Source organism: Pandoraea iniqua, assembly GCF_902459685.1.
Classification (GTDB): domain Bacteria; phylum Pseudomonadota; class Gammaproteobacteria; order Burkholderiales; family Burkholderiaceae; genus Pandoraea; species Pandoraea iniqua.
The window spans coordinates 558,349-585,223 of record NZ_CABPSF010000003.1; the positions used below are offsets into that span (position 1 = coordinate 558,349).

Genomic DNA, 26,875 nt, shown 5'->3' on the forward strand with positions numbered 1-26,875 from the left:
TGCCGCCCGGGTTTGGGCGGCTCGGCAGGCGTCAGCGTCATGCGCCGCCGAGGAATCGTTCCATCCGCTCGCGCGCTTCCGGCGTGGCAAGCATCAGCGCACTGGTGACCGACTCGGTGAACAAGCCGTCGGCCATCGACATGTCGTGAATGCGCGAGAGTGCGTGAATCGTTGCCCAGTTCGACAGCGGGCTGTTGGCCGCCGTCTCGCGGGCGAGTTGCGATGCGAGCGCGAGTCCTGCCCCCGCATCGACCAGATAGTGGCCGAGGCCAAGCCGTTCGCCGTCCACAGCGTCGTAGCGGCGGCCGGTCAGCATCATCTCCGTCATCCGGTCAGGACCAAGAATACGCGCGACGCGTACCGACGCGCCGCCACCGACGAAGATGCCGCGCTTGCCTTCAGGCAGTTGAAAGAATGCGCTGCGCTCGATGACACGCACATGGGCCGCCAGCGCAAGTTCGAGGCCACCGCCAATCACCGCGCCTTGCAGCACCGCGACGATCGGACGGCCACCGAACTGCATGTCGTGAAAGACCTTGTGCCAGCGCTGGGAGACGCGCAGTACGTCAAGCGGATCGCGGGTGCTGTTCTCCGCCAGATCGAGCCCCGCACAAAAGTGTTCGCCGGCGCCCGTCAGCACAACGGCACGCACGCTGTCGTCGAAATCGCGAAAGGCCGCTTCGAGCGAATCGATGGCGGCGTTGCACAAGGCGTTGCGCTTGGCGGCGCGATCGAGTTCGACATACGCGATGGCGTCTTCGACGCGCACTCGCAGGTGGGGATAGGTCATGTTTTGCATCGGCTCCAAATCGTGAAAAGTATCTTATAAGATATTTTTCATCTTGCGCGACTTGTGCAATGCAATTCAGGGTTAACAGGGATAAATCATTAAATTACGCAATTTATTGCACTATATGGCGACCTTCATCTGCCTGATGGCAACATCACGCATTGTTGCCGTGATATCTCATAGTATATTTATCGACAATTCCCAGAGAGGCCGTCGAGCCCTATCGAACTATGGTCAAACGCCCGTCCGACGCTGCCGAAACGGTGGATGCCAGTGACGTCGCTGCCGACGCCACAGCCGCGTCGCGGTTGGCGTCGTTGGCCCAACGCGTGCGCAAGTTGCGCGCCCAGCGCGGCATGACACGCAAACAACTCGCCGAGCAATCGGGGGTCTCGTTGCCCTATCTCGCGCGCGTGGAGGCCGGCACGGGCAACGTATCGCTCACCGTGCTGCACAAGCTGGCCGACGCCTTGAACGTCGCCGTCGAAACGCTGGTCGCCGAGCGCATGGCCTACGACGGCGATCTGCTGATGCTGGTCGAGTATCTTCGTCAGCAACCGCCGGAGGCGCTATCCCGCCTGCGACGCCAGATCGTGACGCCCGGCGCGCTCGGTACGCCCGCACGCGGCCACCGTATCGCGTTGATCGGCTTGCGCGGCGCGGGCAAATCCACACTCGGGCCTCGACTGGCAGCATCCATCGGCGCGCCGTTCATCGAACTGGATAAGGAAGTGGAGCGTGAAGCGGGCATCGCCATCGGCGAAGTCATCACGCTGTACGGTCAGGCGGCCATGCGCCGCATCGAACGCCAGTGCATCGAGCGAATCATTGCCGAGCACGAGCATGTGGTGCTCGCCACCGGGGGCGGCATCGTCTCCGAAGCGGCCACCTACGAGCGGGTGCTGCGAACGTTCCGCACGGTCTGGATGAAGGCCCGCCCCGAAGTGCACTTCCAGCGCGTGATGCAGCAGAACGACGCGCGTATCGCGACCGAAGCCCTGCGCAAGGAAGCGCTCGACCATATCCATCGCATGCTCGACGCCCGTGAGGCCCTGTACCGGTTGGCCGATGTCACGGTGGATACGTCGGATCTTTCGCAAGACGACGTGCTTACGACGCTCACGCGACAGCTTGCACCGGCGCGCGCAGCGTGAGCGCTATGAATGACACGCCTATTGCGTCGCCTCAACATTCCCGATTAGAATAAATAAGAATCATTATCATTCGCAGAAAAGCGCTTTCCCGCCGTAGGCTGGCCGCGCGAGCGGTCTGTCCCGAGCACGCTGCGGCGTCGCCCGAGGCGTTCGCGCCATGCGAACACGGGGAATCATGGAAAGTCATTTTCAGCGCGAGGTGAGTGCGCTCTATAGCGACCATCACGGCTGGCTGCGCGGCTGGTTGCGCAAGAAGCTGGGCAGTACGCTCGACGCCGCCGATCTGGCGCATGACACCTATCTGCGCGTGCTCTCGAGCGGACGCGCACCGCAACCCGAAGACTCCCGGCGCTATCTCGCCCGCATCGCCAACTGTCTGGTGATCGACCTGTTTCGCCGCCGCGATATCGAAGCGGCCTATCTGGAAACGCTGGCCGCTCTGCCGGAACCGGTGGCGCCCTCGCCCGAGACCCGCGCGCTTGTGCTTGAAGCCCTCATCGAAATCGACACCCTGCTCCACCGTCTGCCGGCGAAGGCGCGCACCGCCTTCTTGCTGTGCAAGCTCGAAGGGCTCGAATACCGCGAGATTGCCGAACGGTTGCAGGTCTCCGTCTCCTCCGTGGAGAAGTACATCGCGCACGCCCTGCGCGAATGCTATGCGGTGCAATACGGGAGCGACGCATGAGCGCAGGACGCCCCGCTTCTCCAGCGACCAACCCGCAGCAGGCCCCTCAGGCACCGCTCTCCGCCGAAGTGATCGAACGGGCGAGTGTCTGGCTGGCGCGACTCTGGTCCGGTTCCGCAAGCGCCGACGATGTCGCCGCGTGCGACCGCTGGCGTGCCGCGCATCCCGACCACGAGCGCGCGTGGCAACGCCTCGGCGCCATCGGCCGCAAGTTCGAAGCCGTGCCGCCGCGCGTCGCGTTCGACACACTGACCGCCCGCCCCTCGCCACGTGTCTCAACGGCCGGACGCCGTCGCGCGCTGCGCGTGTTCGGCGGCTTCCTCACACTTGCGGGCGCCGGTTACGCGCTCCAGCGGTCTTCCGTCTGGGAGTACGCCGCCGCCGATTACGCGACCGGGGTTGGCGAAGTTCGAAGCCTCGTGCTTGCCGACGGCACGCGCCTGTGGCTCGACACGGCATCGGCGGTGGACATTCGCCTCACGCCCGGCGAACGGCGTATTACGTTGCGGCGCGGACAACTCTGCATCGAGACCGTCCCCGGTGCGACGCGGGCACCACTGATCGTCGCGACGCGCCAAGGCGAGATTCGCGACATCGGCACCCGCTTCTCGGTACGCGACGAGGGTGAGCACACGCAGGTCGCCGTCTATGACGGCATCGTGCTCGTGCGTACCGCCGAGACCGGCCGCACGCAGCGACTCGATGCCGGGCAGCTCGCCCGGTTCTCGGCCGATGCGATCGACCCACCGGAAGCCGCCAACGCCGACGCGGCCGCATGGACGCGCACCCAACTCATCGTCGAGCGCATTCGCCTTGGCGATCTCGTCGACACCCTCGCCCGCTACCGGCACGGCGTGCTGCGCTGCGACGCGGCGGTCGCCGATCTGCGCGTGAGCGGCGTGTTCTCGCTGGCCGATACCGACCGCGCGCTGGCCAGTCTGGCCGTCGGCCTGCCGGTCGAGACGGTGTATCGCACCCGCTACTGGGTGACCGTCAAGGCGAACTAGCAGGTACGGGCACGGGAGCGCGAGTCCTCCCAAAAAATATTTCGACTTTTTTGCATTTTCGATTGCGGGTTTGCCGATCTCGTTCGGAATACCAAGCATGCACCGGCGCAAAACGTGTGACGCCGTGTCACTTCGTGGCACATCCACACCCGCCGGTATCCCTTGATCCGAACCAACAGGCATGCCGATGTTGATTTCCGAAGCTGTTCCCTTGCGCCCTACCGTCTCTGCCGCCGCCCTGCGTCCGGCGATTGCCCTGCTCATCGCACTTGCCGCCGCCGGTGCCGCCTCGCACGCGAATGCTGCCCCTGCCGCTGCACCGTCCGCGCAAGCCGCGTCCGAGGTGCGACGCGCTTGGCAAGTCGCCCCCGGCACGCTCGACGCCGTACTGAACCGCTTCGCCAACGCGGCCGGCATCGAACTGGCGGTGGACGCCTCACTCACGCAAGGACGGCAAAGCCCGGGCATCAACGGCGACTACACGCTGAACGACGCGCTGCATCAACTGCTCGCACCGCATCAGCTGCAAGCCATGCGCGGCAGCAACGGCGTGTACACGCTGCGCGCCGCTGCCCAAGACAACGCCGCCGCGACGCCCGGCGCGGAAGGCGGCGTGCTGCTGCCGACCACCCATGTCGTGGCGCAGGCCGTCGGTCTGCCGGAAGCGTACGACGGCGGTCAGGTCGCGCGTGGCGGCCGCCTCGGCCTGCTTGGCAACAAGGACTACATGGACGTGCCGTTCAGCATCACGTCCTACACCGCGAAGACGATTCAGGATCAGCAGGCGACCACGCTCGCCGACGTGCTCGATAACGACCCCTCGGTGCGTTTCACCACGTCGAGCGGCCACATGTACGAAAACTTCAGCATTCGCGGCTTTCCGCTCACGGCCGACGAAGTCTCGCTCAACGGCATGTACGGCGTGTCGCCTTACGGCCACCTGCCGGTCGAGTTCATCGAACGCGTGGAAGTGCTCAAGGGCCCAAACGCACTGCTTAACGGCATGTCGCCGTCGGGTGCTGTGGGCGGCGCCATCAACGTGGTGACGAAGAAGGCCGAAAGCGCACCGCTGGCGCGCATCACGGCCGACTACCTGTCCGACTCGCAGTTCGGCGTGCAGGCCGACGTCGGGCGCCGCTTCGGCAACAACGAGGAGTTCGGCATCCGCTTCAACGGCTCGCTGCGCGACGGACGCACCACGCTCGACGGCCAGAACAAGCAACGCCAGTTCGGCTCGCTGGCCCTCGACCTGAAAACCGACCGTGCCCGCTTCGGTCTCGATGTCTATACCGACACGGAGAAGTTCAGGGGCGGCAGCCCGTGGATGGCAACGTTCGCGACCAAAGTCGTTGCCCCGCCCGCGGCCGGTACCAACGTGCTGCGCGGCGAGTTCGGCGATATCGAAAGCACCGGTGTGCAACTGCGCGGCGAAGTGGACGTAACCGACGCCATTACGGCCTACGCCGGCGTGGGTGCGCTCAGCTACCGCTACTCCGGGTTCATTACCGGCACGCGCACGGGCCCGATCAAACCGGACGGCAGCTACACCGGCGCCACGTATTTCCAACGCGGCTGGACCGACACGCTCTCGCTCGATGCCGGTGTGCGGACCAAGTTCCGCACCGGCCCGGTCAAGCACGAACTGACGCTCTCGGCGACCTCGCTCGATATCACCAGCGGCAACGTCTTCACCACGAGCGCCAACTACAACTCGAACATCTACGCACCGGTGAATCCGACGCTGGCCAAAGACCCGGGCAGCGCACCGAAGACGTCGACCACCACGCTGTCGAGCTTCGGGCTGGCCGACACGATGTCGTTCTGGCAAGACCGCGTCACGCTCATCGCCGGGGTGCGCAGCCAGCGCGTGCGGGCGCAGGCGTTTGCGGCAGCCACCGGCAAGCAGACCTCGAGCTATGACGAGAACGCCATCACGCCGGCATTCGGTGTCGTGCTCAAGCCGTTCGGGCCGAGTGTTTCGCTCTACGCCAATTACATCGAAGGGCTCACGCAAGGCGGCATGGTCACCGACGTGAGCGCCGCCAACTACGGCGAAATCTTTGCGCCGTACCGCAGCAAGCAGGCAGAAGTCGGTGTGAAGTGGGATGCAGGCAGCTTCTCGAACACGCTGTCGCTCTTCCAGATCACCAAGCCCAGCATGATCAAGGACGTGGCGACCAACACCTACAACCCGGACGGCGAGCAACGCAACCGGGGCGTGGAGTGGAATGTGTTCGGTGAATTCACGCCGCACTGGCGTGTACTGGGCGGCGTGGCGTACACCCGCGGCGAACTGACCAAGACGGCCGGCAACCTTTACAACGGCAACACCCCGTACGGCGTGCCCAAGTGGACGGCCAACCTCGGCACCGAATGGGACCTGCCGTGGGTGCCCGGCGTGACGGTGTCGGGCCGCATGATCACGACCAGCGCCCAATACGTGAACTCGTCGAACACACAACGCATCGGCGGCTTCACGCGCTACGACATCGGCGCGCGCTATGTCACCCGCGTATATGGCAAGGCGGTCGTGTTCCGCGCCGCCGTTGAAAACGTGACCAACCGCATCGCATGGTCGGGCACGTTCAACGACGGCTACGTGATTCAGAACGCCCCCCGCACGGTCAAGCTCTCGACCAGCATCGACTTCTGAGGCTCGACATGACACATCAGACACCTTCGACATCTTCAACACGTTCAACACCTCGTGCCGCGCTGGCCGCCAGCGCCGCCGCCGCACTCGTTCTCTCGCTCGCCGTCAATGCGGCGCACGCGGCACCAGTGAACGCGGCACCCGCCTCGCCGCAAGGCGCCTGCGCTGGTGATCCGGCAGCGCCGAAATATCGTCTGGGGCTTGTGAGCCCGCGTCTGCTGGCACTGAATGCGGCGCTATGTTCCGGTGGCTCCGGCGGCAGTACGGATGCGTTCTGGCAGGACGTGAGCGTCAAAGGAACGCCGCTGATCGAGACCGTGCCCGCCGGTTCGGTCACCGGCGACGAACCCGCCTCGCTACTCGGCCGCGAGACCGAGAACACGTCGCTGGTCACGTTTCTCTGGCGCGGGCACCCGCGCAGCGTGCGCATTCTCGGCGCGCCGTCCGGCGATTACGACGATATGCGTCAGCTCGGCAACAGCGACGTCTGGTATCGCAGCTACGTCGTGCCCGCCAGCACGCGGCTCTCGTATCAGCTCGCGCCCGACGTGCCGGAGATCGAGGGCACAGCGATGGAACGCCGTCGCGCCATCCTGAAAACTTTGCAAGTCGATCCGCTCAACCGTCATCCGTTCGAAGTGGAGGGCTTTGACGGCAAACGCAACGCCAAGTCGTCGGTCACCCTGCCCGGTGCGCCGCCGCAACCGTGGATCGCTCGTCGTGACAACGTACCGGCCGGCACCGTGCAGGCGACGCGCTTCACCAGCGCCGCGCTCGGCAATACGCGCGACGTCTACGTCTATCGGCCGGCAGGCTATCGCGCCGGAGACGAGGCGCAGGGCCTGCTCGTCGTCTTCGATGCGCACGCGTACGTGAACACCGTGCCCACGCCGGTGATTCTGGACAACCTGATTGCCGAAGGCCGGATTCCGCGCACAGCCGCACTGATCGTCGGCGTCATCGATGGCAACACGCGCGGCAAGGAACTGCCCCCCAACCCGGCATTTGCCCGCTTTCTTGCCGACGAGCTGATGCCGTGGGCGAAGGCGCAAGGCGTGTCGGCACCGGCAGCGCGCACGGTGGTGGCCGGGTCGAGCTACGGCGGCCTCGCGTCGGCGTGGGCGGCGTCACAAGCGCCGCAGTGGTTCGGTAACGTGTTGTCGCAGTCGGGTTCGTACTGGTGGGCACCGTCGCAGGGCGATGCGGCCACGCGCGAGACCGGCTGGCTGATTCGGCAATATGCCAATGCACCGAAGTTGCCGATGACGTTCTATCTGGAGTCGGGGCAATTCGAAGACCGGCGCGGGCCGACCGGTATCGGCACGTCCGGCCGGCACATGCGTGACGTGTTGCACGCCAAGGGCTATCGCGTGATGTATGCGTCGACGCCCACGGGACACGACTACTTCCATTGGCGTGGGTCACTGGCCTGCGGGTTGATGGCGCTCATCGGCACACCGGCCACGCAAGCGGCATTGCATGCGGCGCCGGATGCACCGGGCAGTCTTTCGACGGTCTGCCCGATGCAATAAGGGTGAGAGCACCGGGGCGATCAATCGCCCTTGGTGCCTGTCGTCCGGGAGGAAGCGCGGGGCTTGCCACGCGCCGGCACCTGCGGCTCATGCGCCACGCGCCGCGTGCCTGCCAGCTTCAGCAATCGGCGGAACTGCGGGCACGCCAGATGCTCGGTGGCCGGGCATTGCGCGGCGTGACGCAAGCCATCGCGCAACGCACTCAACTGCCGGATCGTACGGTCGATCTCATCGGATTTCTCTTGTAACCGGGCCCGGTCGATACTTGCCTTTCCCTTGGGCATCAACATGCCCGAAATCTCATCGAGCGAGAATCCCGCCGTGCGGCCCAGTGCGATCAACGCCAGCGTCTGAAGCACCGAGTCGTCGTACTGACGGCGCAATCCGCGGCGCCCTGTCGCAGCGATCAATCCCTTCTCTTCGTAATACCGCAACGTCGACGGCGGCACGCCCGCACGCTCGACGACCTCGCCAATGTCCAGTGTCATATCCGCCACTCCGCTTGACTTCAAGTTGACTTGAGTTCGTATAGTGCCTCAATCACGGCGCGCAGGTGGCCGCCGTATCAACCTACGCGACGCACGCAATGTACGCTACGCACGCGAAAGAGACTTCAGACATGACTTCAACTTGGCTTCTATTGGCCGCCCAAGCCGCAGCGGTCGGCGTAATCGCCACCGTGGCGGTGGATGTGTGGGCGTGGCTGCTGCGCCGGCTGTTCGGTATGGCGTCGTTGGATTACGCGATGGTCGGGCGCTGGCTGGGCCACATGCCGGCCGGTCGCTTTGCGCACCCGGGTATCGGGCGAGCCACACCGGTGTCAGGCGAGCGCGCGCTGGGCTGGTTCGCGCATTACGCCATCGGCGTGGGTTTTGGCGTGTGCCTCGTAGCGCTCACGGGCCCGAGCTGGCTTCAGACCCCGACGATCCTGCCCGCACTGGCTTTCGGCATTGCCACCGTCGCCGTGCCGTTCTTCGTCATGCAGCCGGCCTTTGGCGCGGGCGTGGCGGCGTCGAAGACACCGGCCCCCGCGCAGGCACGTCTGCGCAGCCTGATGACGCACGGCGTGTTCGGCGTGGGGCTGTATCTTGGGGCGCAACTCGTCTCGATCGCGGCAGGCAACTGATGGGCGGCCGGCGCTTCAAAATGACGCAAATGAGGCTACGCGCTTGAGCTGTCACACGCGCCGTACTATAGTGGCCGACGCTATGTCTCGCTTGCCGGGGCATAGCGCTTCACCCCAATAAGAAAGCCACTACAAGGATCGCCATGGAAACCACCGTCATTTCGAGCTGGAAGGATTTCATGGAGTTGTCCTCCCGCTTCGAAGGGTGGGCCTTTCGCGGCCAGCAGGACGCCCGCTGGCATCCCCAAAGCTCGCTGTCGCGCTATCTGCACGCCTACGTCTCCGACAAGGAGCAATGGCGCAGCCGCGAAGCCCGGGCGATTCGCATCTTCCGTCGCAAGGCGCTCAACCACGTCAAGCTGCCGGAGATGCTGCACGACGACCTGCGCTGCCTCGGCCTGATGCAGCACCACGGCGCCCCGACGCGCATGCTCGACTTCACCAAATCGCCGTTCGTGGCGGCCTTCTTCGCACTGGAACGGGCCACCAGCGACGCGGCCATCTTCGCCCTGAACACCCCAGCCCTCTACGACGACAGCGCCCGGCCGCGTCATGCCCCGTGGCTCACGCGCGACACGATCGACCCGCGCGTGAAAGGCAATATGGAGAAGTACTTCCTCAGCAACGACAACGAGGTGGTGTGGTTCGGTGAGCCCGAAGAGATGGATGGACGGCTGATCGCGCAATCGGGCACGTTCGTCGTGCCCGGCGTGATCGACCGCCCGCTGCATCGCATTCTCGATGGTTACGAAAGCGAAGAGCCGCTGTTGCGCAAAATCGTGCTGCCCGTTGCGCTACGGGCCGAGGCGATGAAGTGGCTGTACCGCATGAACGTCACCAACGCGTCGCTGTTTCCCGATCTGGATGGGCTGGCACGCTCCATCGCCATCGAGATCGAAATGGTCTGGCCGACGCAGACGTTGGGGTAGCCGCTTCACTCACTGACGCATACCGATCGCCAGACGGTTGAACGCGCTCATCAGCGCGACGGCAAAGCTCAGATCGGCGATTTCGGCATCGCTGAAATGTGCCTTCAGCGGCGTGAAATCTTCATCCGGCGCGTGGGTATGCGCCACATCCACCAGTGATTCGGTCCACGCCAGCGCGGCACGTTCGCGCGCGTCGAAATGCGAACTCACACGCCAGCCCGCCAGACTGTCGATCTTCGCGTCGGCCATGCCGTCCGAGCGCAGCGCCTTCGAATGCATCTCCAGACAGAACGCGCAGCCGTTGATCTGCGAAATGCGCAGGTAGACCAATTCCACCAGCGGCTTGCCGAGCGTGCTTTTCGACAGCGCTTTCTTGGTGGCGGCAAAGCCCTGATAGGCTTCGGCGGACAGGGTGTAATACGGCAGACGAAGGGTGCTCATGACTGACTCCAAGTGGGATTTGCTTGTCGCGGAACCCATACTTTAGGAAAATCATGTCCCATCGAACAGATACAAGAATTGACTGATCGAATAGGACATCGAGTATGGAACTGCATGAGCTGAAGCCCAGCCGTGGAAAAGATGCGAATGCCCCGATTTATCTGCAACTGTACCGGCGCTATCTCGACGTGATCGCTGCGGGCAAGCTGCGTCCGGGTGAGCGCGTGCCCTCGGTACGCAGCCTCGCCAGCGAACTGAATCTGGCGCGGGGCACCGTCGAGCTGGCCTATCAGATGTTGACCAGCGAGGGCTATTTCACTGCGCGCGGCGCCGCAGGCACTTTCATCTCGCCCCGTATCGAGAGTCTTGGCGAGCCCGGGCCGGCTGCCCCGCCACTGCCGCCCGCGACTGCGGCCGACACCGCGCCACGGAGCGCACCGGCTGGCGCCGCACCCCGCCCGTTCCAACTTGGCTTGCCCGCGCTCGATGCCTTTCCGCGCAAGACGTGGTCACGACTGGCAGGCCGCAATGCGCGGGTCATGGACACCGCCGCACTGATCTACCCGGATATCACCGGCTACGATCCGCTGCGCCGCGCCATCGCCACCTATCTGGGCATCTCGCGTGGCATTGCCTGCACACATGAACAGGTTTTCGTCACCGCGGGGCACCTTGGCACGCTGGAAATGGTCTGCCGCACGCTGCTGAGCCCCGGCGATACCGGCTGGTATGAAGACCCCGGTTATTTATTCGCGCGGCATTTTCTCGAACGCGCCGGTATGCGGCTGGCACCGGTACCGGTCGACGAGGAAGGTCTCGATGTGGCGGCAGGTCTCAAGCACGCGGGCGATGCGCGCTTTGCCGTGGTCACGCCTACGCATCAGAGTCCGACGGGTGTCACGCTGTCGCTGCCGCGCCGCCTCCAGTTGCTGGAGTGGGCCAGCCAACGCGATGCGTGGATCGTGGAAGACGACTACGACAGCGAGTTTCGCTACCACGGCCGCCCGTTGCCCGCGCTCAAGAGTCTGGACCGCGACGACCGTGTGCTCTACACGGGCACCTTCAGCAAGGTGTTGTTCCCGGGGCTTCGGTTGGCGTATCTGGTCGTGCCTGCATCGCAAATCGACCGGTTTCGCGACGCGGCGAGACACCTGCCCGGCCCCGGCTCGATTTTGCTGCAAGCCACCGTCGCCGACTTCATGACGCAAGGCCACTTCGCCCGGCATCTGCGCAAGATGCGCGCACTCTACGGCGAGCGGCGCGGCTTTCTCGTTGACGCGTTGTCGCACGTGTTTGACGACACGCTCAGCGTTGCGCCGCAAGCGGGAGGCATCCATGCCTTGGCCAGCCTGCCGCGCGGACGCGATGACAAGGTGTTGGTCGCCGCCGCCCAGCAACAGGGGCTGGCGGTACAGGCTGTCAGCAATTGGCAGATGCGTGCGGCGTCAGGGACATCACGTGCCCGTCTTCCGGCGCGCTCGGGTCTGCTCCTCGGCTTCACCAACATCACCGGCCCCGAGGTCGCGATGCAGTTGTGCGGGCAATTGTTGACGGCCACCCGAGGGGTTTGATGCGCTGGCAGCGCGCACGGGTAGCGTCGTGCGCAACGACGCCACCAGTGGCAGATGATCGGAAGCCAATCTCGCGAGCGGCGTCGTGTGGCGGCGTACGCCGTTCAGATGGGCGCGCGGCGATGTCCAGATACGATCCAGCGCGAATACCGGCCAGCGGGACGGAAATGTCGCGACATGCGGCGCACGCTCGAAATACCGGTGCAGCCAGCGCAGCGGCCGGCCCCAGAGAAACCATTCGTTGACGTCCCCCAGCAGCACCATCGCTGCGCGCGGCTGGTTCGACAGGCATTGCAGCAGACGGTGCACCTGCTCGCGGCGTTCGCCCGGGCGCAAGCCGAGGTGCGTGGCGATCACGCGCAATTGCATCTCGCGCCCCTGTGCGTCCTGCCATGCGAGCGTCGCGTCGATGGCGCCGCGCGGTTCACGGCCATTCACACTCAGGTCGATATGACGGACGGCCACGGGCGCGAAGCGGGTCAGCAGCGCGTTGCCGAATGTCGAACCGTCGCGGTTGAGCGTCGGGCCGGGAATCACGTGCATCCCCCGTGCCTCCGCATACGACGCGAGCAACCCGACGCCCGGGGCGTTCGATGCGACTTCCTGCAACGCAACGATATCGGCGTCGATCTCATCGAGCACACGGGCAATGCGCTCAGGATCATGACGACCGTCGGTGCCGACACTGCCATGCACGTTGTAGCTGGCAACCACCATCTCGCGACTGACGGTCTCCATCGGGCTGTCTGCGCCGTCCGGCACCATGGCGTCGGGACTCGTACGGCGCGACGCCGCATTCGATGCAGGGCTTGATGTCGGACCCGATGTCGATTCAGTCGACGCTGAAACCGCTCGCGCCTTCGCTGCCGACGGCGCAGATTTGCCTCCCATGTGGCGTTTGAGCGCAACGATACCCAACCCCGGGATGACGAGTACCACGGCGAACAACACGGCCGTCCAACCGTTCGGGCGCTGCGCCAACGCGGTCACCCGATCGACGAGCGCCGCCGCGATCAGAATGCCCGGCGTAATCCCGATCACGGTGCCGAGCAGGCAGTCGCGCAAACGAATGCGCGAAGCACCCACCACGAGATTGACCAGCGTGAACGGTGCGAGCGGCATCAGCCGGAGCACGATCATGGCCAGCAGACCGTGATCGCCAATCTGGCGGCTGAGCGCGTTCAGGCGGCGTCCGCCGAAGCGCTGCACGGCATCGCGTCCCGCCAACCGTCCGACGCTGTAACCAGCCATCGCGCCCAGCGCCGTCCCGGCTAGCGCGTAGAGCGCCCCCATCACCGGCCCGAACACGACCACTGTCACAACGATCAGCACGGTCACGGGCACCATGACCAGCGAGCCCACGACATACACCAGCATCATGGCGAGCGACGCCAATCGCATGTGCCGGATCATCTCGACAAACCCGAGCACCCGCTGCATATCGGCCCACTCCCGCAACGGCGTGTAGCGCCACGCCAGCCCAAGCCCGGCGAGTACCACCAGCAACACGATGAGCGCGGTGATACGGCCGATCAACCTCGGACGCGCTTCGTGCGCGATAAAGGTTTCCATCACGTTTTCGAAGTCGATGGGCTCCATCGGATCGAGCACCACCGCCCCCGGCGATGCGGCATCGTCCGCTTCGTCCAGCTCAGGCGTGAAGGCTTCGAGCGTGCGCTCGCCCTCTCGGTGCAGTGCATCGATTGCGCCGTGCAGACCGCCCTGTGCGCGAGTCAGCGCGTCAGCCACGGCCGATTCCGTGACATCGAGATGCTCGGCCAGCAACCGGTTGCGCGCACGGGCGATGCCCGCCGCGATGCGCGCATCGCCATTGGCGGCGACGGCCAGATTGCACTCGGTGTCGAGCCCCATCGAACGATTGTTCAGGTTGGCCGAGCCGATGACGAGCAACGCATCGTCCATCACCATCACTTTGCTGTGCACGTTCACACACGCGGGGGCGATGCCGGGGACCTCCGGGCAGTAGAGGCGAAAACGCGCCTGTGGGTCCACTTCGCGCAAGCGCCGGTACAAGCGCGCTCGCAAGACTCCCATGCTTTGCTCCTGCAACCACCCGCTCTCGGCGCGGCGCGACACAACGGCGATATCCGGGCAGTCGTCGGCGGCAAGCCGCGCCGCGAGGGCATCGCCAATCGGTGTTGCCGTGAAGTATTGATTCTCGAAGTAGAGCCGGTCGCGCGCAGCGGCGATGGCATCGAGATAGAGCGTTTGAATCTCTTGCACCGCGCCCCGCCCTTCGAACGCCGGGGCCGTGCGCGAGATACCGACATCGATGTCGGTCAGATCGGGCGCCACCGATGCAGGCCACGGGTCGAGCGGCGCATACGGTGCGTCGCGGGTATCGCGAAAGCGCAGGTCGACGTGCATGCCGGTGGCCCGATACCACCGCGCCTCGGCAAGCTGCGCGAGCGCGCGGGCCGCCTCACCGTCGACCATCGCGTGCACGTCGTGAAACGGCGGATAGGCGTGACCCGACGGATCGCGCCGGCCGGGCGTATCCGGGGCGTGGGCTGGCGTATCCCACCGGCAACGCGTGAGATCGAGACCACCGACGAACGCAAGGCGCTGATCGATCACGACCACTTTCTGGTGATGCGACGCGCCCGTCGGGTGCCTGCCGTCGAGCCGGAAGGACAGCCGGCGATGCGTCTGCCAGTCGAGTTTGACGGCGGGCAGCCACTCGCGCTCAAGCGCGTAAAGCATGGCGAAGTCCCAGCTCAGCGCATAAATACGCAGCGACTTGTTTCGCCGCACCAGCGCATCGAGAAAGTCGCGCAGCCCGGCGGGCAAGCCGTCGTCCGGCCCTTCCGGTGCAAGTTGCATGCGGCTGTCGATGTCCCAGCCGAGGATGAATACCGTGTGCCGTGCGTGCTGCAACGATTCGCGCAGTGCGCTGAAGTAGGCTTCGCCGTCGACGAGCATGCGCATGCGCGCGGCAGGCTCGATGCGCCAGCAATTGCGGCCTTCACGTAACAATGGCTCGACAACACCAGTCGGAGGATGGGCGGGCTTCATGCCATGTGTGACTCGGCGCGCGTCGCACGAGTTGCAGGCTGCACATGGCGGGAAGCTTTCCGAAGGTTTCTGAACCCGCTCGGGCGTCGCAAGGCGGTGCCGCGAAGGGGCACATTCAGAAAGCGGATTTCGTCGCTAAAACATCGTTAGTCGCGACGAAATCCGCTGATATTGCGTTGAAGCTGCCTTATTTCCCCATTTCGACTTTGGCGGAAACTTCACGGGCTTCACTGAGATGGTGGCGAATTGTAGGCAACGTCTGACGTGCGAATCCGCGCAAGTCTGAGTCCTGTCCCTTATCCGCTTCCAGTGAAAAAAGCTGGACGGCCTGCTCGTGCGCGTCCGGCCCTGCCAGCGCCATATAGGCCACATCGAACGCGTGTCCCTTCTTCTGTTTGAGCGCCTCGATGTCGGGGTTGACGGCCGTGTCGTTGGGGACGCTGACGCCCTTCTTCGCGGCGAGTTGCCGCAGCGCTTCATTCGCCTTGCTATGGTCGGTGACCATCTGCTGCGCAAAGCGCTTGACGGCGGGGTTGGTGGAACGCTGCACCGCGACCTGACTGGCCTGCACTTCTGCCTTGCCCGCCTGCTGCGCCTTGTCGACAAACTCGGCGTCGAGACCCGCGGTCGGCTGTGCAGTGCGTTGGGCTTGGGCAGCCGCGCGCGTCACGTCCACGCCGCCCCCGGCGACGCCTATCTCATCGCCGCCGCCCTGTGCGGGCTCTCCTTTCGGTAGTTCCTGCGCAAACGTCCACGTGCTGAACATCAAGGTTGCGGCGGCGAGGCACGCGCCGGACATTTTGAGGTGTCGTGTCTGCATTCTGTCCTCCCAAGGTTGACGACAACGGATGGCGACGATAGATGCCCATTCGACTACGTAGTCAACGGCACCGTTCGTCATCGCGTCATCGAACTTTTCTATGCGGTGCCGCCCTCCGCTACAAAGTTTCAATGCCGAATGGTTCCTAAGCGGGGTGCCGGGAGACGCATCGCACACGGTGATCTTTTAAGACGACGCGCTTGACGTCATCCGCGCGCTGCGTATAAAGTCACCGCATGACGAATTTCAGCGCCCTTCTCTCGTACGCAGTAAGCGTTGCCGCCACGCGGCAGCCGGGCGCGTTCGTCAAAGCTAAAAAACAGTCGCTCAACTGACCGGAGCGTGCTGTTCCGTCAGTTGAGCGACGGAATAGCCACGTGGACCCGGCAGTCCCGCCCGCGCCTCTGCGCACCTCGCCCGCCTGCCCTGTAGTTCCCCACGCGTCTCGCGATTCACGTCGTCCTGCTGAACGGTTTGCCGTACAGGTCATCACACGTTTGTCGTTTTGGAACTGACTGGAGACACTCATGCAGGACACGCCGTCACACACATCGCACGCCGCTACCGGGTCGGCTTCAAATCCGGCTTCACATTCAGCCTCGCCATCCAAGGCACAACTCGCGTCACGCGGCCAAGCGCCGGCGTTTCGCGGGATCTGGGTGCCGCTCGTCACGCCTTTTCTGCCCGGTAGCACGAACACCTCGGACGCCCCGGTCGACCACGCCGCGCTGCGCCGATTGGTCGCCCACTATCGCCGCTCGGGGATTGCCGGTCTGGTGATCTGCGGCACGACCGGCGAAGCGGCTGCGCTTGACGACGCCGAGCAACTCACCGTGTTCGACACCGTGCTGGCCGAGGCGGGCGATTTGCCGGTGATCGCCGGATTGGCGGGCAATCACATGGGGCACACGCTGGCACGGCTCGATGCGTTCAATGCGCTGCCGCTCGCGGGTGTGCTGACGCCTGCGCCGTATTACATCCGGCCGTCACAGGCGGGGCTCATCGACTGGTTCCATACGCTGGCTGACCGCTCGCGTGCGCCGCTCGTGCTCTACGACATTCCGTATCGCACCGGCTCCACGCTGACGCTCGACACCCTGCTGACGCTGGCCGGCCATAGCAACATTCGCGGGATCAAGGACTGCGGCGGCAATGCCACCACGACGCAGGCCCTGATCGCAGACGGACGTTTGTCGGTACTCGCGGGCGAAGATCATCAACTGCTCTCGACCCTGACGATGGGAGGACATGGCGCGATCATCGCGTCGTCGCATTGCCGTCCGTCGCATTTCGTCGCGCTATATCGTGCCGTGCAGGCGCAGCAACTCGACGTGGCACGGGTGCTGTTTCACGCCTTGATGCCGGTGGTGCGGCTGCTCTTTGCCGAGGCGAATCCCGGTCCGGTGAAGGCGTGGCTGGCGCGCGAGGGCTTGCTGGCCGACGTACTGCGTGCGCCGATGACCAGCGCGTCGCCCGCGCTGGCACAGCAGTTGGTGGATGCCATCGCGGCCGTCGATGCGCAGTTTGGGGCAAACGCCGCGAATGCAGCATGACGGCGGGAGCGTGACGGCGGATTGGACGGCTTGATGACGGCGGCTGGCAGGCTTACGAGCCGACCGCCTGCCCGGCCATCGACTTCACCGGCGTGCTCGTGCCCCACTGCACCACGAGCATGCCGGCGACGATCAACGCAACGCCAGCGATGCGGGCGAGATTGGCGGGTTTCTGCGCCAACCCCATCAGTCCGAAGTGATCGATGACGAGCGACGCGACCACCTGCCCCGCCACCACACAGACGATGAAATTTGCCGCGCCGAGGCGCGGTGTCAGGATCAGTGCTGCCGTGATGTAAGCCACCCCGGCAATGCCGCCGATCCACAGCCACCACGGGCCGCCGGCCGCCTTGCCGAGATCCGGCGCGCCGGCGCGCATGCCGATCAAAACCGGCAGGATGACGATCAGGCTGACCAGCAAAGATGCCACTGTGGCCCACAGCGGATGACCCAGCGCGCGGCCGAGCGCTGCATTGCTGCCTGCCTGAAACGGCACGACGGCACCTGCCAGCATGGCCACAACCAGCGGCAACAACACCGCAGGCGAGAACGAAGTAGCGAAGGATGCGTTCATGAAGTGACCTCCTTTGGCGTAAATCATGACTTGCCTTGAGGGTGCATCATCCATTCCAATAATGGAAATTCGAAATTCGTACGCTAACTATTCGTCACATGGATAGCCAATGGATGATTTGCGCAGAATCGACCTCAACCTGCTGTTGACGCTGCATGCGTTGCTCGCGGAGCGCCACGTGTCGCGCGCTGCGGTTCGGCTGCATCGCAGCCAGCCTGCGGTCAGCCATGCGCTCGGGCAGTTGCGCGTGATCTTCGACGATCCGCTGCTGGTTCGGCGTGACGGCGCCCTTGCCCTGACTGCCCGCGCGCAGGAATTGCAACGGCCGCTCGACGATGCGCTCGCCCAGTTGCAGGGGTTGCTGCATGCGCCTGCGTTCGACGCCCGGCGCGCACGCCGCACGTTCCGCCTTGCGTTGTCGGATTACGGGGCCCGGGTGGCTCTCCCGGCATTGACGCGATGCCTGCGGGCGCAGGCACCGGGGGTGGATCTGGCGATTTCGCAGACAAGCCGCGAGGCGATGGTGACGCAGTTGCTCGATGGCGAAATCGATCTGGCGCTCGGGGTTTTTCACGATCTGCCGGACGAGTTGCAGGCGCAGACGCTGTTCGACGAATCGTTCGTCTGCGTGGCCGATCGGACCACCCTGCCGGCGCGTGGCGCACTCACGCTTGACGCGTGGCTGGCGCGGCCGCATGTGCTCGTGGCGATGCGTCCGGACACTGCCAACGAAATCGATCTGGCGCTCGCCGATCAGGGGCAGACGCGCCGCGTCGCCGTCGCGATGCCGCATTGGAGCGTTGCCACCGAGTTGATCGCCGGTACCGATCTCGTGCTCACCGTCGCCGAGCGCGCGGTCGCGCATCTGCGCCACGACCGGCAGTTGCGGCGCTTCCCGCCGCCGTTTCCGATTCCGGCCTTCGCGTTTCAGGCCGTCTGGCACACGCGGCGTGATGTCGACCCCGCGCATCGCTGGCTGCGTGATCAGATCGCCGTTGTTTGTGCCGACGACGCCTGATCGACCTATCCGTGCCGTCAGGCTTGTGCTGTCAGCGCGGTCACGAGGTCGAGAAACGCCCGTGTTTTGGCAGGCGGATGATGTCGCGACGGATGGTAGGCGTACAGCGGAAACCGCTCGTCCGGCCAGTCAGGAAACAGGTCGACCAGTTCGCCGCTCTCAAGCCAAACGTCGGTACCGAACCCCATGACCTGTGCAATGCCATAACCGGCAAGACACGCGCTCAGCAACGTACCGGCGTCGTTGACGACGAGTCGGCCGTGCGTGGGGACCGTCAGCCGTTTGCGCTTGCGATGAAATTCCCACGGAAATGGCCGACCGGTTTGCGGGTCACGAAATTCGATACACGTGTGCGCCTCGCCCGAGAGATCTTCCGGCTTGAGCGGACGGCCGCAACGCTTCAGATAGCTCGGTGCGGCCACCGTTCGAATCGGCGTATCGAGCAGCTTGCGCGCCACGAGCGTCGAATCGGGCGGCACACCGAAACGCACGGCCAGATCGAAGCCGTCGGCGATCAGATCGCCGAGACTGTCGCGCGTGATCAGTTCAAGGCGAAGCGCTTCGTGCTGCGCGAGGAACGCTTCAAGGCTCGGCCCAAGGATCAGCCGCGAGAAGAACGGGTCGATGTTCACGCGCAGTCGCCCGCGCACGGCAGTGGCCCCGCCCGACGCGGTCGCTGCCGCATCCTCCAGCCCTGCCAGCAACGGCGTGACCTGCGCGTAGAAGCGCCGCCCTTCATCCGTCAACGACACCACCCGCGTCGTTCGATCGAACAACCGGATGCCCAGCCGCGCTTCGAGTCGGGCTACCGCGCGACTGACGCCGGGCTGGGACATATCGAGGCGTTCGCCGGCGGCAGCAAAGCTCCCCGCCTCCACGATCGCTACGAACACGCTCATGCCGTTGAGCATTCGCTCGTCGAATCCTGTCATGGGGTCGCGCCTCCGCCTGCCGTGTTTTATGCCACTTTGGCATGAATTAAATGACACTCATGTTATCGCGAAATGTGACGCAGATACCGACAATGGCGTCCAACGCGGTGTGGACCGCAGTGTTCAGAGGATTTGAGATGTACGCCATTACAGGAATTACCGGACAAGTCGGCGGCGCGCTCGCCGAAACGTTGCTGGCCCAAGGCGAGGCGGTGCGTGCCGTGGTGCGCAATGCCGCCAAGGGTGCGGCGTGGCAGGCGCGCGGTTGCGATGTGGCACTGGCCGACATGACGGACGCCGACGCGCTCACCCGTGCCTTCACCGGTGCCGAGGCGGTGTTCGTGCTGCTCCCGCCGACCTTCGATCCGTCACCCGACTTTGCCGAGTCACGTGCTGTCATCAAGGCGGTATCGGAGGCGCTGCAAGCGGCGCGCCCGGCCCGTGTCGTCTGCCTTTCGACCGTGGGTGCGCAAGCCACTCAAACCAGCCTGCTCTCCCAGTTGTCGGCATTGGAGCAACACCTCGGTGCGCTGCCGTTGCCGATCACGTTCCTGCGTGCGGCATGGTTCATGGAGAACGCCGCGTGGGATGTCGCACGCGCCCGCACTGACGGCGTGCTGGAGAGCTATCTCACGCCGCTGGATCGCGCGATCCCGATGGTGGCGACCGCCGACGTCGGCAGCACGGCCGCTCACCTGCTGCGCGAGTCGTGGGAGGGCAAAAGCGTGATCGAGCTGACAGGCCCGGCACTGGTATCGCCGGCGCTACTGGCCGACGCGCTGGGTCGTGCACTTGGGCGATCGATCGAAGCCAGTGAAGTGCCGCGTGCCGAATGGGAAGCCCGTTTCAAGGCGCAAGGCATGCACAACCCGATTCCGCGCATGCAAATGCTCGACGGCTTCAACGCGGGCTGGCTCAGCTTCGAAGGCACGCCGCGTCAAGGCACCACAACCCTTGCCGATGTGGTGAATTCGCTGGTGACTTGCCACTGAGTTGCCATTTCGCTGACACTGAGGGCACTGCAACGCCGCGCGGGACCACGGTTCAAACAATGGTGGCCCGCGCGGTGTGCGCTCAGGGAGCTGACGATATGGCAAACGGCAAGCACCGCAAAAAGCACAGTTGGGCCACGCCGGACGAGCGGCTGGCGCGTCTGACCAGCGAACGGGCGCGCAAGATGGCGCGCTCACCTCACGCTTATGTCCGTGGCAGCACGATCCGGTTTTATGAATGGCTGAGCAACGCGGACGTCAATTTGCCGCAGGGACCCGCCATCTGGATCTGCGGTGACTGCCACACCGGCAATCTCGGGCCGCTGGCCAACGCGCGCGGTCATGTCGAAGTCCATATTCGCGATCTCGATCAGACCGTCATCGGCAACCCGGTTCACGATCTCGTGCGGCTGGCGTTATCGCTGGCGAGCGCCGCACGCGGCTCGTCGCTCTCCGGCCTCACTGTCATCCATATGCTCGAAGCGCTCACGCACGGCTACGAGTCGGCGTTCGAACGCGGCGATGCTCCGGATGAGGAGAGCGCGAACGGGCGCAAGCGCAACGGGAAGCGCGGCAGCAAAGCGAGTAGCAAGTCTGCCAAGGGAAAGAAGAACGGCGCCGACGACGACTACGAACGCCCGAAAGTGGTCGATTTGATCTTGCGGCAGGCGACCAAGCGCTCGTGGAAACATCTGGCGCTGGAGCGCATCGAGGATATCCGTCCGACGATTCCGCTCGGCCGGCGCTTCTGGCCACTGAGCAAGACTGAGAAGAACGAGATCGACGGGCTCTTTCAGCGGGAAACCATTGCGCGTCTCGCGACCGATTTGCGCGGGCGCCCAGACGATGGCCATGTCGAAGTGCTCGACGCTGCGTATTGGGTCAAGGGGTGTAGTTCGCTGGGACGGCTGCGCTATGCGGTGCTGCTGGATGTGGACGGCGGTGTCGTGCAAGGCGACGACCTCTGCCTGATGGATCTGAAGGAAGGTGTGAAAGCCGCCGCACCGCGCTACCCCGGTGTTCGTATGCCGCGCGACAACGCCGAGCGGGTCGTCAAAGGGGCGCAGCATCTTTCACCATTTCTCGGTGACCGGATGCGCGCAGCACGCATGATGGATCGCTCGATCATCATTCGCGAGTTGCTGCCGCAGGATCTCAAGCTCAGCATTGAAACGCTCACCGTCAACGACGCTGCCGAGATTGCGTACTACCTCGCGCACGTGGTCGGACAAGCGCACGCGCGGCAAATGGACGATGCCACCTGCCGCTCGTGGCTCACTGAACTGCAACGCAACCGCTCGAAGTCTATCGACGCGCCCGTATGGCTTTGGAACAGCGTCGTGCAACTGATGAGCGAGCACGAGGCGGCCTATCTCGAACACTGCAAGCGGGTAATTTCAGGCGAGACCTGAAACGTCACCGCTCGCAGCGATACGGATCAGAACATCGGGTTGCCGCTGACTGTCTTGGCGGGCACTTGCTGCGACACGTCCCAGTGTTCGACGATCTTGCCCTTATCGAGCCGGAAGATGTCGACGATGGCAATCGGCGCGTCGCCCGGATGCGGCACCTTGCGCACGTGAAGAATCACGTAATCCCCATCGGCGAAGGCGCGCACGATATCGCTGTGCGAATCCGGCTGGTTCTTGCGCAGGAAGTCGAGGAACTTGCCAAAGCCTTCCACGCCGTCGGCCGCGTTCGGATTGTGCTGGATGTACTGCGTGCCCAGATACTGGCGCGCTGCCGCGAAGTCCTTGCGATTCAGGCCGGCCTCGTAGAACGCGAGGACGGCCTGTTTGTTGGCGGCCATCTGGGCAGCGGACACCGTGGGTACGGGCGTAGCCGACGGGTTGAGACCTTCTGCACCGGCCGCCGACAACGCGGCACCGGGCACGGGCGGCATGCCCTCTGCGGCGTGGGTGACAGGCGTCAGAACGACGGCGGCAGTGGCGAGCAACGAAGCGACAATGGTTTTCATGATGTCGTGTGTGGCGTAGGACGTCAGGGGTGTCGTGATGTCAGGGGTAAAAGAAGCGAACGGAATCGGGTTTGGCTGACACGGCTTGGCGCAGCCGCGTCAGCTCAACAGCTCGTAGGGGCCGCCACGCGCGAGTGCGCGCTGATAGGCCTCACGTGAGTGAATGCGTTTGAGAAAGTCGTCGATAGCGAGCCAACGGCCCTTGGCATCGCCGCGCGCGGCTGCGGCTTCCAGCGGAAAACTCATCTGGACATCGGCGGCACTGAAGCTGTCGCCGACAAACCACCCCGTCTTCGCCAGTTCGTCGTTCACATAGCCGAAGTGCAGTGCCAATTGCGGATCGACAAAGCTCGACTGCAACGTGCCGCTGATCTTGCGGGCGATGGGACGGACGAAAAACGGCATGGGCGCGCTTGCGATGCGCAACGCCACGAGCTTGAGCAGCAAGGGCGGCATGGCGGAGCCTTCGGCGTAGTGCAGCCAGTAGGTCCAGCGCAGGCGTTCGGGGGTATCGCGCGGTGGGGCCAATCGCCCTTCTCCGTAACGATCGACCAGATACTCGATGATGGCGCCCGACTCGGCCAGCGTCAGATCGCCGTCGGTCAGGACCGGCGACTTCCCGAGCGGGTGAACCTGCCGAAGCTCCGGTGGCGCAAGCATTGTGTTGGGGTCGCGGGCGTAGTGGCGCAGTTCGTAAGGCAGGCCAAGCTCTTCGAGCAACCAGAGCACGCGTTGCGAGCGGGAGTTGTTCAGGTGATGGACAGTGATCATACGTTCGGACTCCGGCGGTTGATCCGAACGCCATTGTCGCCGTATTGGCGGATTTAGGGGTAATCTTGCCCATCTGATCGGTTGCCGGGCGAGTCAGCCGTGCGGAACACGGCAAAATGCTCTAAACGCTTTAACCGCTCTATTAGCAATATTCGCCCCGTTCACCCGCTTCCAAGTCACTACCAAACCGTCATCCCACCCTGCTCATGGACAGAATCGATGCGATGAAGGTCTTCGTCGCCACGCTCGACGAAGGCAGCCTTGCCGGTGCCGCCCGCCGCCTCGGGCGCTCGGCCGCCGCTGTGAGCCGCGCCATCGCGTATCTTGAAGCCCATACCGGCACGGCCCTGTTACATCGCACCACGCGCACCATCCGGCTGAGCGCCGCCGGTGAGCGCTACGCCGCCGCTTGCCGCCGCATTCTGCTCGATCTGGACGAAGCCGACGTGCTCGCTGCCGGTGAACGTTCCGCCCCGCGCGGCTTGCTGACCGTTGCGTCGCCCTTGGCCGCCGGCGAGACGCTGATGCGGGAGATCGTCGATGCCTTCATCGAGCGGTACCCGGCCGTAACGGTGCGGCTTGCGTTGAGCGACGTTCCGGTCAGCTTGATTGATGAGGGAATCGACGTGGCACTGCGGGTTGCGCATTTGCCCGACTCATCGCTCGTCGCGACTCAGGTTGGCGAAGTCCGACGGGTGATTGCGGCGTCGCCGGACTATCTTGCGTCGCACGCGCCTATTGAGACCCCCGCCGATCTGTCGAAACATCAGATCGTGTCGATGACTTACTTCGGCATCGACTCGTGGCGTTTTCCGGCGAGCGGGCGGGCGTCGGTGCCGCAGGTGGTGCAGTTCACGCCGAGACTGATCGTCAATTCGATTCGTGCGGCGATTGCGTCGGCGGTGGCCGGCCACGGTGTGGCGCGGATGCTGACTTATCACATGGTCGACGAGATCGAACGCGGCACGTTGCAGATCGTGTTGCGCGAGTATGAACATCCGCCGATGCCCGTGCACGTCATCACGCCGCAGGGGCGCCTAGCCGTCCCTAAAGTGCGCGCTTTTGTCGACTTTGCCGTGCCGCGCCTGCGCAAGCATTTCGTGCGCGTGCACAAGGTCGCGGAGAAAGCGTAACGGCGATTCGTACGCCGCGCGGAAGAATGACTTCCGGGGCGCGGCCATTCTCCGTCGGGCGCGCGGCACCTACACTGACTCCATCGCTTTTGCGCGTGGTCCGGCATGGGATATGAGCCACGCGCGCCCCGGAGTTCACATGCAAAACGCAACGCTTGGCGGCACGTCAGCCGCCCCCTTCAATGCGTGGCGTGCCACGCTGTCTGCCGCTAGCGCCAGTCTGATCGGCATCGGTTTCGCCCGCTTCGCATACACCGCCCTGCTTCCTGCGATTATTGGCGCGCACTGGTTTGCTGCGTCGACGGCCGCGTACCTTGGCGCGGCCAATCTCGGCGGCTATCTCGCGGGGGCGCTCGGTGCACGGGCGCTTGCGCGCTACGCGTCGACCGTCACGATCCTGCGCGCGATGATGCTGCTGACCGCTGTCGCGTTTCTCGCGTGTGCGTGGCCGCTGTCGTTTCTGTGGTTCTTCTCATGGCGCTTCGCTTCGGGGTTCTCAGGCGGCGTGCTGATGGTGCTTGCCGCACCGACGGTCTTGGGCCATGTGCCGCCGTCGCGGCGCGGCATCGTGAGCGGCGCGATCTTTGCGGGCATTGGGCTGGGGATTGCGGCGTCGGGCACGCTGGTGCCGCTGCTGCTGCGCCAAGGTCTTTCGCAGACGTGGATCGGGTTGGGTATCGTCTCGCTCGCACTTTCGGTCGTGGGATGGCGCGGATGGCCGTCGGGAACGCCTGCTGTTGCGGTCGCTGCCAATGCGCATGCGCACCGTCGGCCTGCTAGTTCATTGACACTGCGCGCGCTGTATCTGGAATACGCGCTGAATGCCGTAGTGTTGGTGCCGCACATGATTTTTCTTGTGGATTACGTGGCACGGGGTCTTGGCAAGGGGCTGGATGCCGGGGCGCATTTCTGGGTGCTGTACGGGCTGGGCGCAATCCTTGGACCGATTTTTGCGGGGCATCTGGCTGACAGGATTGGGTTCGGGCGAGCGCTGCGGGTCGCGTATGTTTCGCAGATTGTTGCGGTGCTGTTGCCGGTGTTGGGGCTTGGGTTGCCGGGGTTGATTGTGTCGAGTCTGGTGATGGGCGCATTCACACCGGGCATCGTGCCGCTGGTGCTTGGCCGCGTGAATGAGTTGCTGGTGCACCACCCTTCCGCGCAAAAGGGCGCGTGGAGTACAGCTACAACGAGCTTCGCAACGTTGCAGGCCGCGGCCGCTTACGGGATGTCGTTTCTGTTTGCTGCAACGCAGGGCAACTACGCGGTGTTGTTCGTCGTGGGGAGTGCGGCGATGACGGTGGCGCTGGTGGTTAATTTAGCGGCTGCGCGGCGGGATGGGGGTGGTGAGTGACGTTGATTACAACTGAGTGCGAATGGTCGAATCAACAGCCGTTCCGATTCAATGTGGATGTCATCCGGGTGTAGCGGCATGTTCCCCTCTGGTCGAGTACTGGTGTCGTCGGATCGTCGACGAGCCGCATCGCTTTGTTACCGGAATGCCTGCCGGATTCCCAGCGCGATCATGAGCCCTCCACACGTGAGGTCAATCCATGCCTTCGCGCGGCGATACGCCGTCGCAATCGCCGCGTGCGATAACACGAGCGCGACGGCGCCGTACCAGCACGTCGCTGAAACACCGACCGTCACCAGCATTGCGAAGAACGTCTGCGTGGAAACGTGGGCGGGCACCGCCGAAGAGAACACCGCCGCATAAAATGCGATGGACTTCGGGTTCGCGATATTTGTCGCGACACCTTGCAGGAACGCACCGCGAAACCGAGGCATCTTCGGTGGGTGACGTGCTTCCGAGGGGGTTCCCCGCGCCGACACAACGAGCCGCAGCCCGAACCAGATCAGATAGGCCGCGCCAACAAGCCTGACGCCGACAGCGAGCCACGGGAACATCGCGAACACAACGCCGATGCCAAGGATGGCGCATGTCGCCCAGAACAGATTCACCGTCACGATTCCGGCGACAAGCGCGAGCGCATCAGCGCGTTTGCCGGTTACCGCCTTGTGCGTGATTGCGACAAAGTTCGGCCCGGGGATGACGGCGCTAGCCGCATAGACAGAAAAGACTGTCGCAATAACAGACCAATCAACCATTTGTCGCCTCAGTGGTTTGTGGTTGTACAAAACGCGGTGCTGCTTCCTCAGCCCGTATTCTGCGTCAATTCACA

General features: G+C 64.4%; 24 protein-coding genes. 14 read left to right on the forward strand and 10 right to left on the reverse strand.

Annotated features, from left to right (window positions below; translation table 11 throughout):
* Nucleotides 1-37 precede the first annotated feature (37 nt).
* Nucleotides 38-790 (reverse strand): crotonase/enoyl-CoA hydratase family protein, encoded by a 753-nt coding sequence (locus tag PIN31009_RS13485; protein ID WP_150790585.1) that lies wholly within the window; start codon nucleotides 788-790, stop codon nucleotides 38-40.
* A gap of 230 nt (nucleotides 791-1,020) precedes the next feature.
* On the opposite strand from PIN31009_RS13485, the gene PIN31009_RS13490 reads away from it, so the two are divergent.
* From PIN31009_RS13490 to PIN31009_RS13510, 5 genes are all read left to right on the forward strand, one after another.
* Complete coding sequence (locus PIN31009_RS13490) at nucleotides 1,021-1,944, forward strand: helix-turn-helix transcriptional regulator (protein ID WP_150790586.1); 924 nt, start codon at nucleotides 1,021-1,023, stop codon at nucleotides 1,942-1,944.
* Nucleotides 1,945-2,119: 175 nt separating this feature from the next.
* The gene (locus tag PIN31009_RS13495; protein WP_150790587.1) at nucleotides 2,120-2,629 is read left to right on the forward strand and encodes a sigma-70 family RNA polymerase sigma factor; all 510 of its coding nucleotides are present in this window, start codon (nucleotides 2,120-2,122) and stop codon (nucleotides 2,627-2,629) included.
* A complete protein-coding gene (locus PIN31009_RS13500; RefSeq protein WP_150790588.1) occupies nucleotides 2,626-3,636 on the forward strand; it encodes a FecR domain-containing protein in 1,011 nt (336 codons plus the stop codon). Before PIN31009_RS13495 ends, PIN31009_RS13500 begins: the two co-directional genes overlap by 4 nt.
* A gap of 187 nt (nucleotides 3,637-3,823) precedes the next feature.
* Nucleotides 3,824-6,289: a TonB-dependent receptor gene (locus tag PIN31009_RS13505; RefSeq protein WP_246185659.1), complete on the forward strand. Its 2,466-nt coding sequence runs from the start codon at nucleotides 3,824-3,826 to the stop codon at nucleotides 6,287-6,289.
* Nucleotides 6,290-6,297: 8 nt separating this feature from the next.
* On the forward strand, nucleotides 6,298-7,821 hold the full coding sequence (locus PIN31009_RS13510; RefSeq protein ID WP_246185660.1) for an enterochelin esterase domain-containing protein: 1,524 nt from the start codon (nucleotides 6,298-6,300) through the stop codon (nucleotides 7,819-7,821).
* 20 nt (nucleotides 7,822-7,841) lie between these two features.
* Here the strand turns inward: PIN31009_RS13510 and PIN31009_RS13515 are convergent, their stop codons facing one another.
* Nucleotides 7,842-8,309: a helix-turn-helix domain-containing protein gene (locus PIN31009_RS13515; RefSeq protein ID WP_150790591.1), complete on the reverse strand. Its 468-nt coding sequence runs from the start codon at nucleotides 8,307-8,309 to the stop codon at nucleotides 7,842-7,844.
* 131 nt (nucleotides 8,310-8,440) lie between these two features.
* On the opposite strand from PIN31009_RS13515, the gene PIN31009_RS13520 reads away from it, so the two are divergent.
* Nucleotides 8,441-8,947, forward strand: a complete 507-nt coding sequence (locus tag PIN31009_RS13520; protein ID WP_150790592.1) for a DUF2938 domain-containing protein — start codon at nucleotides 8,441-8,443, stop codon at nucleotides 8,945-8,947.
* A 143-nt stretch (nucleotides 8,948-9,090) separates the two neighbouring features.
* On the forward strand, nucleotides 9,091-9,876 hold the full coding sequence (locus PIN31009_RS13525; RefSeq protein WP_058378458.1) for an FRG domain-containing protein: 786 nt from the start codon (nucleotides 9,091-9,093) through the stop codon (nucleotides 9,874-9,876).
* A gap of 9 nt (nucleotides 9,877-9,885) precedes the next feature.
* Here the strand turns inward: PIN31009_RS13525 and PIN31009_RS13530 are convergent, their stop codons facing one another.
* Nucleotides 9,886-10,317 (reverse strand): carboxymuconolactone decarboxylase family protein, encoded by a 432-nt coding sequence (locus PIN31009_RS13530; RefSeq protein ID WP_087687756.1) that lies wholly within the window; start codon nucleotides 10,315-10,317, stop codon nucleotides 9,886-9,888.
* 104 nt (nucleotides 10,318-10,421) lie between these two features.
* Between PIN31009_RS13530 and pdxR the strand changes: the two genes are divergently transcribed.
* The gene (pdxR, locus tag PIN31009_RS13535; RefSeq protein ID WP_150790593.1) at nucleotides 10,422-11,888 is read left to right on the forward strand and encodes a MocR-like pyridoxine biosynthesis transcription factor PdxR; all 1,467 of its coding nucleotides are present in this window, start codon (nucleotides 10,422-10,424) and stop codon (nucleotides 11,886-11,888) included.
* Here the strand turns inward: pdxR and PIN31009_RS13540 are convergent.
* Together PIN31009_RS13540 and PIN31009_RS13545 are read right to left on the reverse strand one after the other, a co-directional pair.
* Complete coding sequence (locus tag PIN31009_RS13540; RefSeq protein WP_150790594.1) at nucleotides 11,772-14,924, reverse strand: VTT domain-containing protein; 3,153 nt, start codon at nucleotides 14,922-14,924, stop codon at nucleotides 11,772-11,774. The genes pdxR and PIN31009_RS13540 overlap by 117 nt on opposite strands.
* A gap of 187 nt (nucleotides 14,925-15,111) precedes the next feature.
* Nucleotides 15,112-15,825, reverse strand: coding sequence for a DUF4142 domain-containing protein (locus PIN31009_RS13545; protein WP_150790595.1), 714 nt, complete (start codon nucleotides 15,823-15,825; stop codon nucleotides 15,112-15,114).
* A 446-nt stretch (nucleotides 15,826-16,271) separates the two neighbouring features.
* On the opposite strand from PIN31009_RS13545, the gene dapA reads away from it, so the two are divergent.
* Nucleotides 16,272-17,297 carry a 4-hydroxy-tetrahydrodipicolinate synthase gene (gene dapA / locus PIN31009_RS13550; RefSeq protein ID WP_150790596.1) on the forward strand — a complete coding sequence of 342 codons (1,026 nt, stop codon included), beginning with the start codon at nucleotides 16,272-16,274 and terminating at the stop codon, nucleotides 17,295-17,297.
* A 52-nt stretch (nucleotides 17,298-17,349) separates the two neighbouring features.
* On the opposite strand, the gene PIN31009_RS13555 is transcribed toward dapA, so the two are convergent.
* On the reverse strand, nucleotides 17,350-17,871 hold the full coding sequence (locus tag PIN31009_RS13555; RefSeq protein WP_150790597.1) for a DMT family transporter: 522 nt from the start codon (nucleotides 17,869-17,871) through the stop codon (nucleotides 17,350-17,352).
* Nucleotides 17,872-17,980: 109 nt separating this feature from the next.
* Between PIN31009_RS13555 and PIN31009_RS13560 the strand changes: the two genes are divergently transcribed.
* Nucleotides 17,981-18,889 (forward strand): LysR family transcriptional regulator, encoded by a 909-nt coding sequence (locus tag PIN31009_RS13560; protein ID WP_150685194.1) that lies wholly within the window; start codon nucleotides 17,981-17,983, stop codon nucleotides 18,887-18,889.
* A 17-nt stretch (nucleotides 18,890-18,906) separates the two neighbouring features.
* Here the strand turns inward: PIN31009_RS13560 and PIN31009_RS13565 are convergent, their stop codons facing one another.
* A complete protein-coding gene (locus PIN31009_RS13565; RefSeq protein ID WP_150790598.1) occupies nucleotides 18,907-19,821 on the reverse strand; it encodes a LysR family transcriptional regulator in 915 nt (304 codons plus the stop codon).
* 137 nt (nucleotides 19,822-19,958) lie between these two features.
* On the opposite strand from PIN31009_RS13565, the gene PIN31009_RS13570 reads away from it, so the two are divergent.
* Entirely contained in the window at nucleotides 19,959-20,813 is an 855-nt protein-coding gene (locus PIN31009_RS13570; RefSeq protein ID WP_150790599.1) for an NAD(P)H-binding protein, read from the forward strand.
* A 98-nt stretch (nucleotides 20,814-20,911) separates the two neighbouring features.
* Nucleotides 20,912-22,225, forward strand: coding sequence for a DUF2252 family protein (locus tag PIN31009_RS13575; RefSeq protein WP_150790600.1), 1,314 nt, complete (start codon nucleotides 20,912-20,914; stop codon nucleotides 22,223-22,225).
* Between the two features lie 26 nt (nucleotides 22,226-22,251).
* Here the strand turns inward: PIN31009_RS13575 and PIN31009_RS13580 are convergent, their stop codons facing one another.
* Together PIN31009_RS13580 and PIN31009_RS13585 are read right to left on the reverse strand one after the other, a co-directional pair.
* Nucleotides 22,252-22,716, reverse strand: a complete 465-nt coding sequence (locus PIN31009_RS13580; protein ID WP_150685688.1) for a nuclear transport factor 2 family protein — start codon at nucleotides 22,714-22,716, stop codon at nucleotides 22,252-22,254.
* A 174-nt stretch (nucleotides 22,717-22,890) separates the two neighbouring features.
* On the reverse strand, nucleotides 22,891-23,562 hold the full coding sequence (locus PIN31009_RS13585; RefSeq protein WP_150790601.1) for a glutathione S-transferase: 672 nt from the start codon (nucleotides 23,560-23,562) through the stop codon (nucleotides 22,891-22,893).
* Nucleotides 23,563-23,768: 206 nt separating this feature from the next.
* Here PIN31009_RS13585 and PIN31009_RS13590 point away from each other — a divergent pair, with 206 nt between their 5' ends.
* Both PIN31009_RS13590 and PIN31009_RS13595 read left to right on the forward strand, forming a co-directional pair.
* A complete protein-coding gene (locus tag PIN31009_RS13590; RefSeq protein ID WP_150790602.1) occupies nucleotides 23,769-24,695 on the forward strand; it encodes a LysR family transcriptional regulator in 927 nt (308 codons plus the stop codon).
* A 139-nt stretch (nucleotides 24,696-24,834) separates the two neighbouring features.
* Complete coding sequence (locus PIN31009_RS13595) at nucleotides 24,835-26,046, forward strand: YbfB/YjiJ family MFS transporter (protein WP_150790603.1); 1,212 nt, start codon at nucleotides 24,835-24,837, stop codon at nucleotides 26,044-26,046.
* Nucleotides 26,047-26,183: 137 nt separating this feature from the next.
* On the opposite strand, the gene PIN31009_RS13600 is transcribed toward PIN31009_RS13595, so the two are convergent.
* Nucleotides 26,184-26,801, reverse strand: coding sequence for a LysE family translocator (locus tag PIN31009_RS13600; RefSeq protein ID WP_150790890.1), 618 nt, complete (start codon nucleotides 26,799-26,801; stop codon nucleotides 26,184-26,186).
* Nucleotides 26,802-26,875: the final 74 nt, after the last annotated feature.

Bases quoted from the DNA above. Each gene is read 5' to 3' on its own strand.
- PIN31009_RS13565 (WP_150790598.1), bottom strand. From the start codon at position 19,821: ATGACAGGATTCGACGAGCGAATGCTCAACGGCATGAGCGTGTTCGTA.
- dapA (WP_150790596.1), top strand. From the start codon at position 16,272: ATGCAGGACACGCCGTCACACACATCGCACGCCGCTACCGGGTCGGCT.
- PIN31009_RS13530 (WP_087687756.1), bottom strand. From the start codon at position 10,317: ATGAGCACCCTTCGTCTGCCGTATTACACCCTGTCCGCCGAAGCCTAT.
- PIN31009_RS13575 (WP_150790600.1), top strand. From the start codon at position 20,912: ATGGCAAACGGCAAGCACCGCAAAAAGCACAGTTGGGCCACGCCGGAC.
- PIN31009_RS13580 (WP_150685688.1), bottom strand. From the start codon at position 22,716: ATGCCGCCCGTGCCCGGTGCCGCGTTGTCGGCGGCCGGTGCAGAAGGT.
- PIN31009_RS13500 (WP_150790588.1), top strand. From the start codon at position 2,626: ATGAGCGCAGGACGCCCCGCTTCTCCAGCGACCAACCCGCAGCAGGCC.
- PIN31009_RS13600 (WP_150790890.1), bottom strand. From the start codon at position 26,801: ATGGTTGATTGGTCTGTTATTGCGACAGTCTTTTCTGTCTATGCGGCT.
- PIN31009_RS13505 (WP_246185659.1), top strand. From the start codon at position 3,824: ATGTTGATTTCCGAAGCTGTTCCCTTGCGCCCTACCGTCTCTGCCGCC.
- PIN31009_RS13560 (WP_150685194.1), top strand. From the start codon at position 17,981: ATGGATGATTTGCGCAGAATCGACCTCAACCTGCTGTTGACGCTGCAT.
- PIN31009_RS13595 (WP_150790603.1), top strand. From the start codon at position 24,835: ATGCAAAACGCAACGCTTGGCGGCACGTCAGCCGCCCCCTTCAATGCG.
- PIN31009_RS13570 (WP_150790599.1), top strand. From the start codon at position 19,959: ATGTACGCCATTACAGGAATTACCGGACAAGTCGGCGGCGCGCTCGCC.
- PIN31009_RS13525 (WP_058378458.1), top strand. From the start codon at position 9,091: ATGGAAACCACCGTCATTTCGAGCTGGAAGGATTTCATGGAGTTGTCC.
- PIN31009_RS13485 (WP_150790585.1), bottom strand. From the start codon at position 790: ATGACCTATCCCCACCTGCGAGTGCGCGTCGAAGACGCCATCGCGTAT.
- pdxR (WP_150790593.1), top strand. From the start codon at position 10,422: ATGGAACTGCATGAGCTGAAGCCCAGCCGTGGAAAAGATGCGAATGCC.
- PIN31009_RS13585 (WP_150790601.1), bottom strand. From the start codon at position 23,562: ATGATCACTGTCCATCACCTGAACAACTCCCGCTCGCAACGCGTGCTC.
- PIN31009_RS13520 (WP_150790592.1), top strand. From the start codon at position 8,441: ATGACTTCAACTTGGCTTCTATTGGCCGCCCAAGCCGCAGCGGTCGGC.
- PIN31009_RS13490 (WP_150790586.1), top strand. From the start codon at position 1,021: ATGGTCAAACGCCCGTCCGACGCTGCCGAAACGGTGGATGCCAGTGAC.
- PIN31009_RS13510 (WP_246185660.1), top strand. From the start codon at position 6,298: ATGACACATCAGACACCTTCGACATCTTCAACACGTTCAACACCTCGT.
- PIN31009_RS13515 (WP_150790591.1), bottom strand. From the start codon at position 8,309: ATGACACTGGACATTGGCGAGGTCGTCGAGCGTGCGGGCGTGCCGCCG.
- PIN31009_RS13540 (WP_150790594.1), bottom strand. From the start codon at position 14,924: ATGAAGCCCGCCCATCCTCCGACTGGTGTTGTCGAGCCATTGTTACGT.
- PIN31009_RS13555 (WP_150790597.1), bottom strand. From the start codon at position 17,871: ATGAACGCATCCTTCGCTACTTCGTTCTCGCCTGCGGTGTTGTTGCCG.
- PIN31009_RS13495 (WP_150790587.1), top strand. From the start codon at position 2,120: ATGGAAAGTCATTTTCAGCGCGAGGTGAGTGCGCTCTATAGCGACCAT.
- PIN31009_RS13590 (WP_150790602.1), top strand. From the start codon at position 23,769: ATGGACAGAATCGATGCGATGAAGGTCTTCGTCGCCACGCTCGACGAA.
- PIN31009_RS13545 (WP_150790595.1), bottom strand. From the start codon at position 15,825: ATGACGAACGGTGCCGTTGACTACGTAGTCGAATGGGCATCTATCGTC.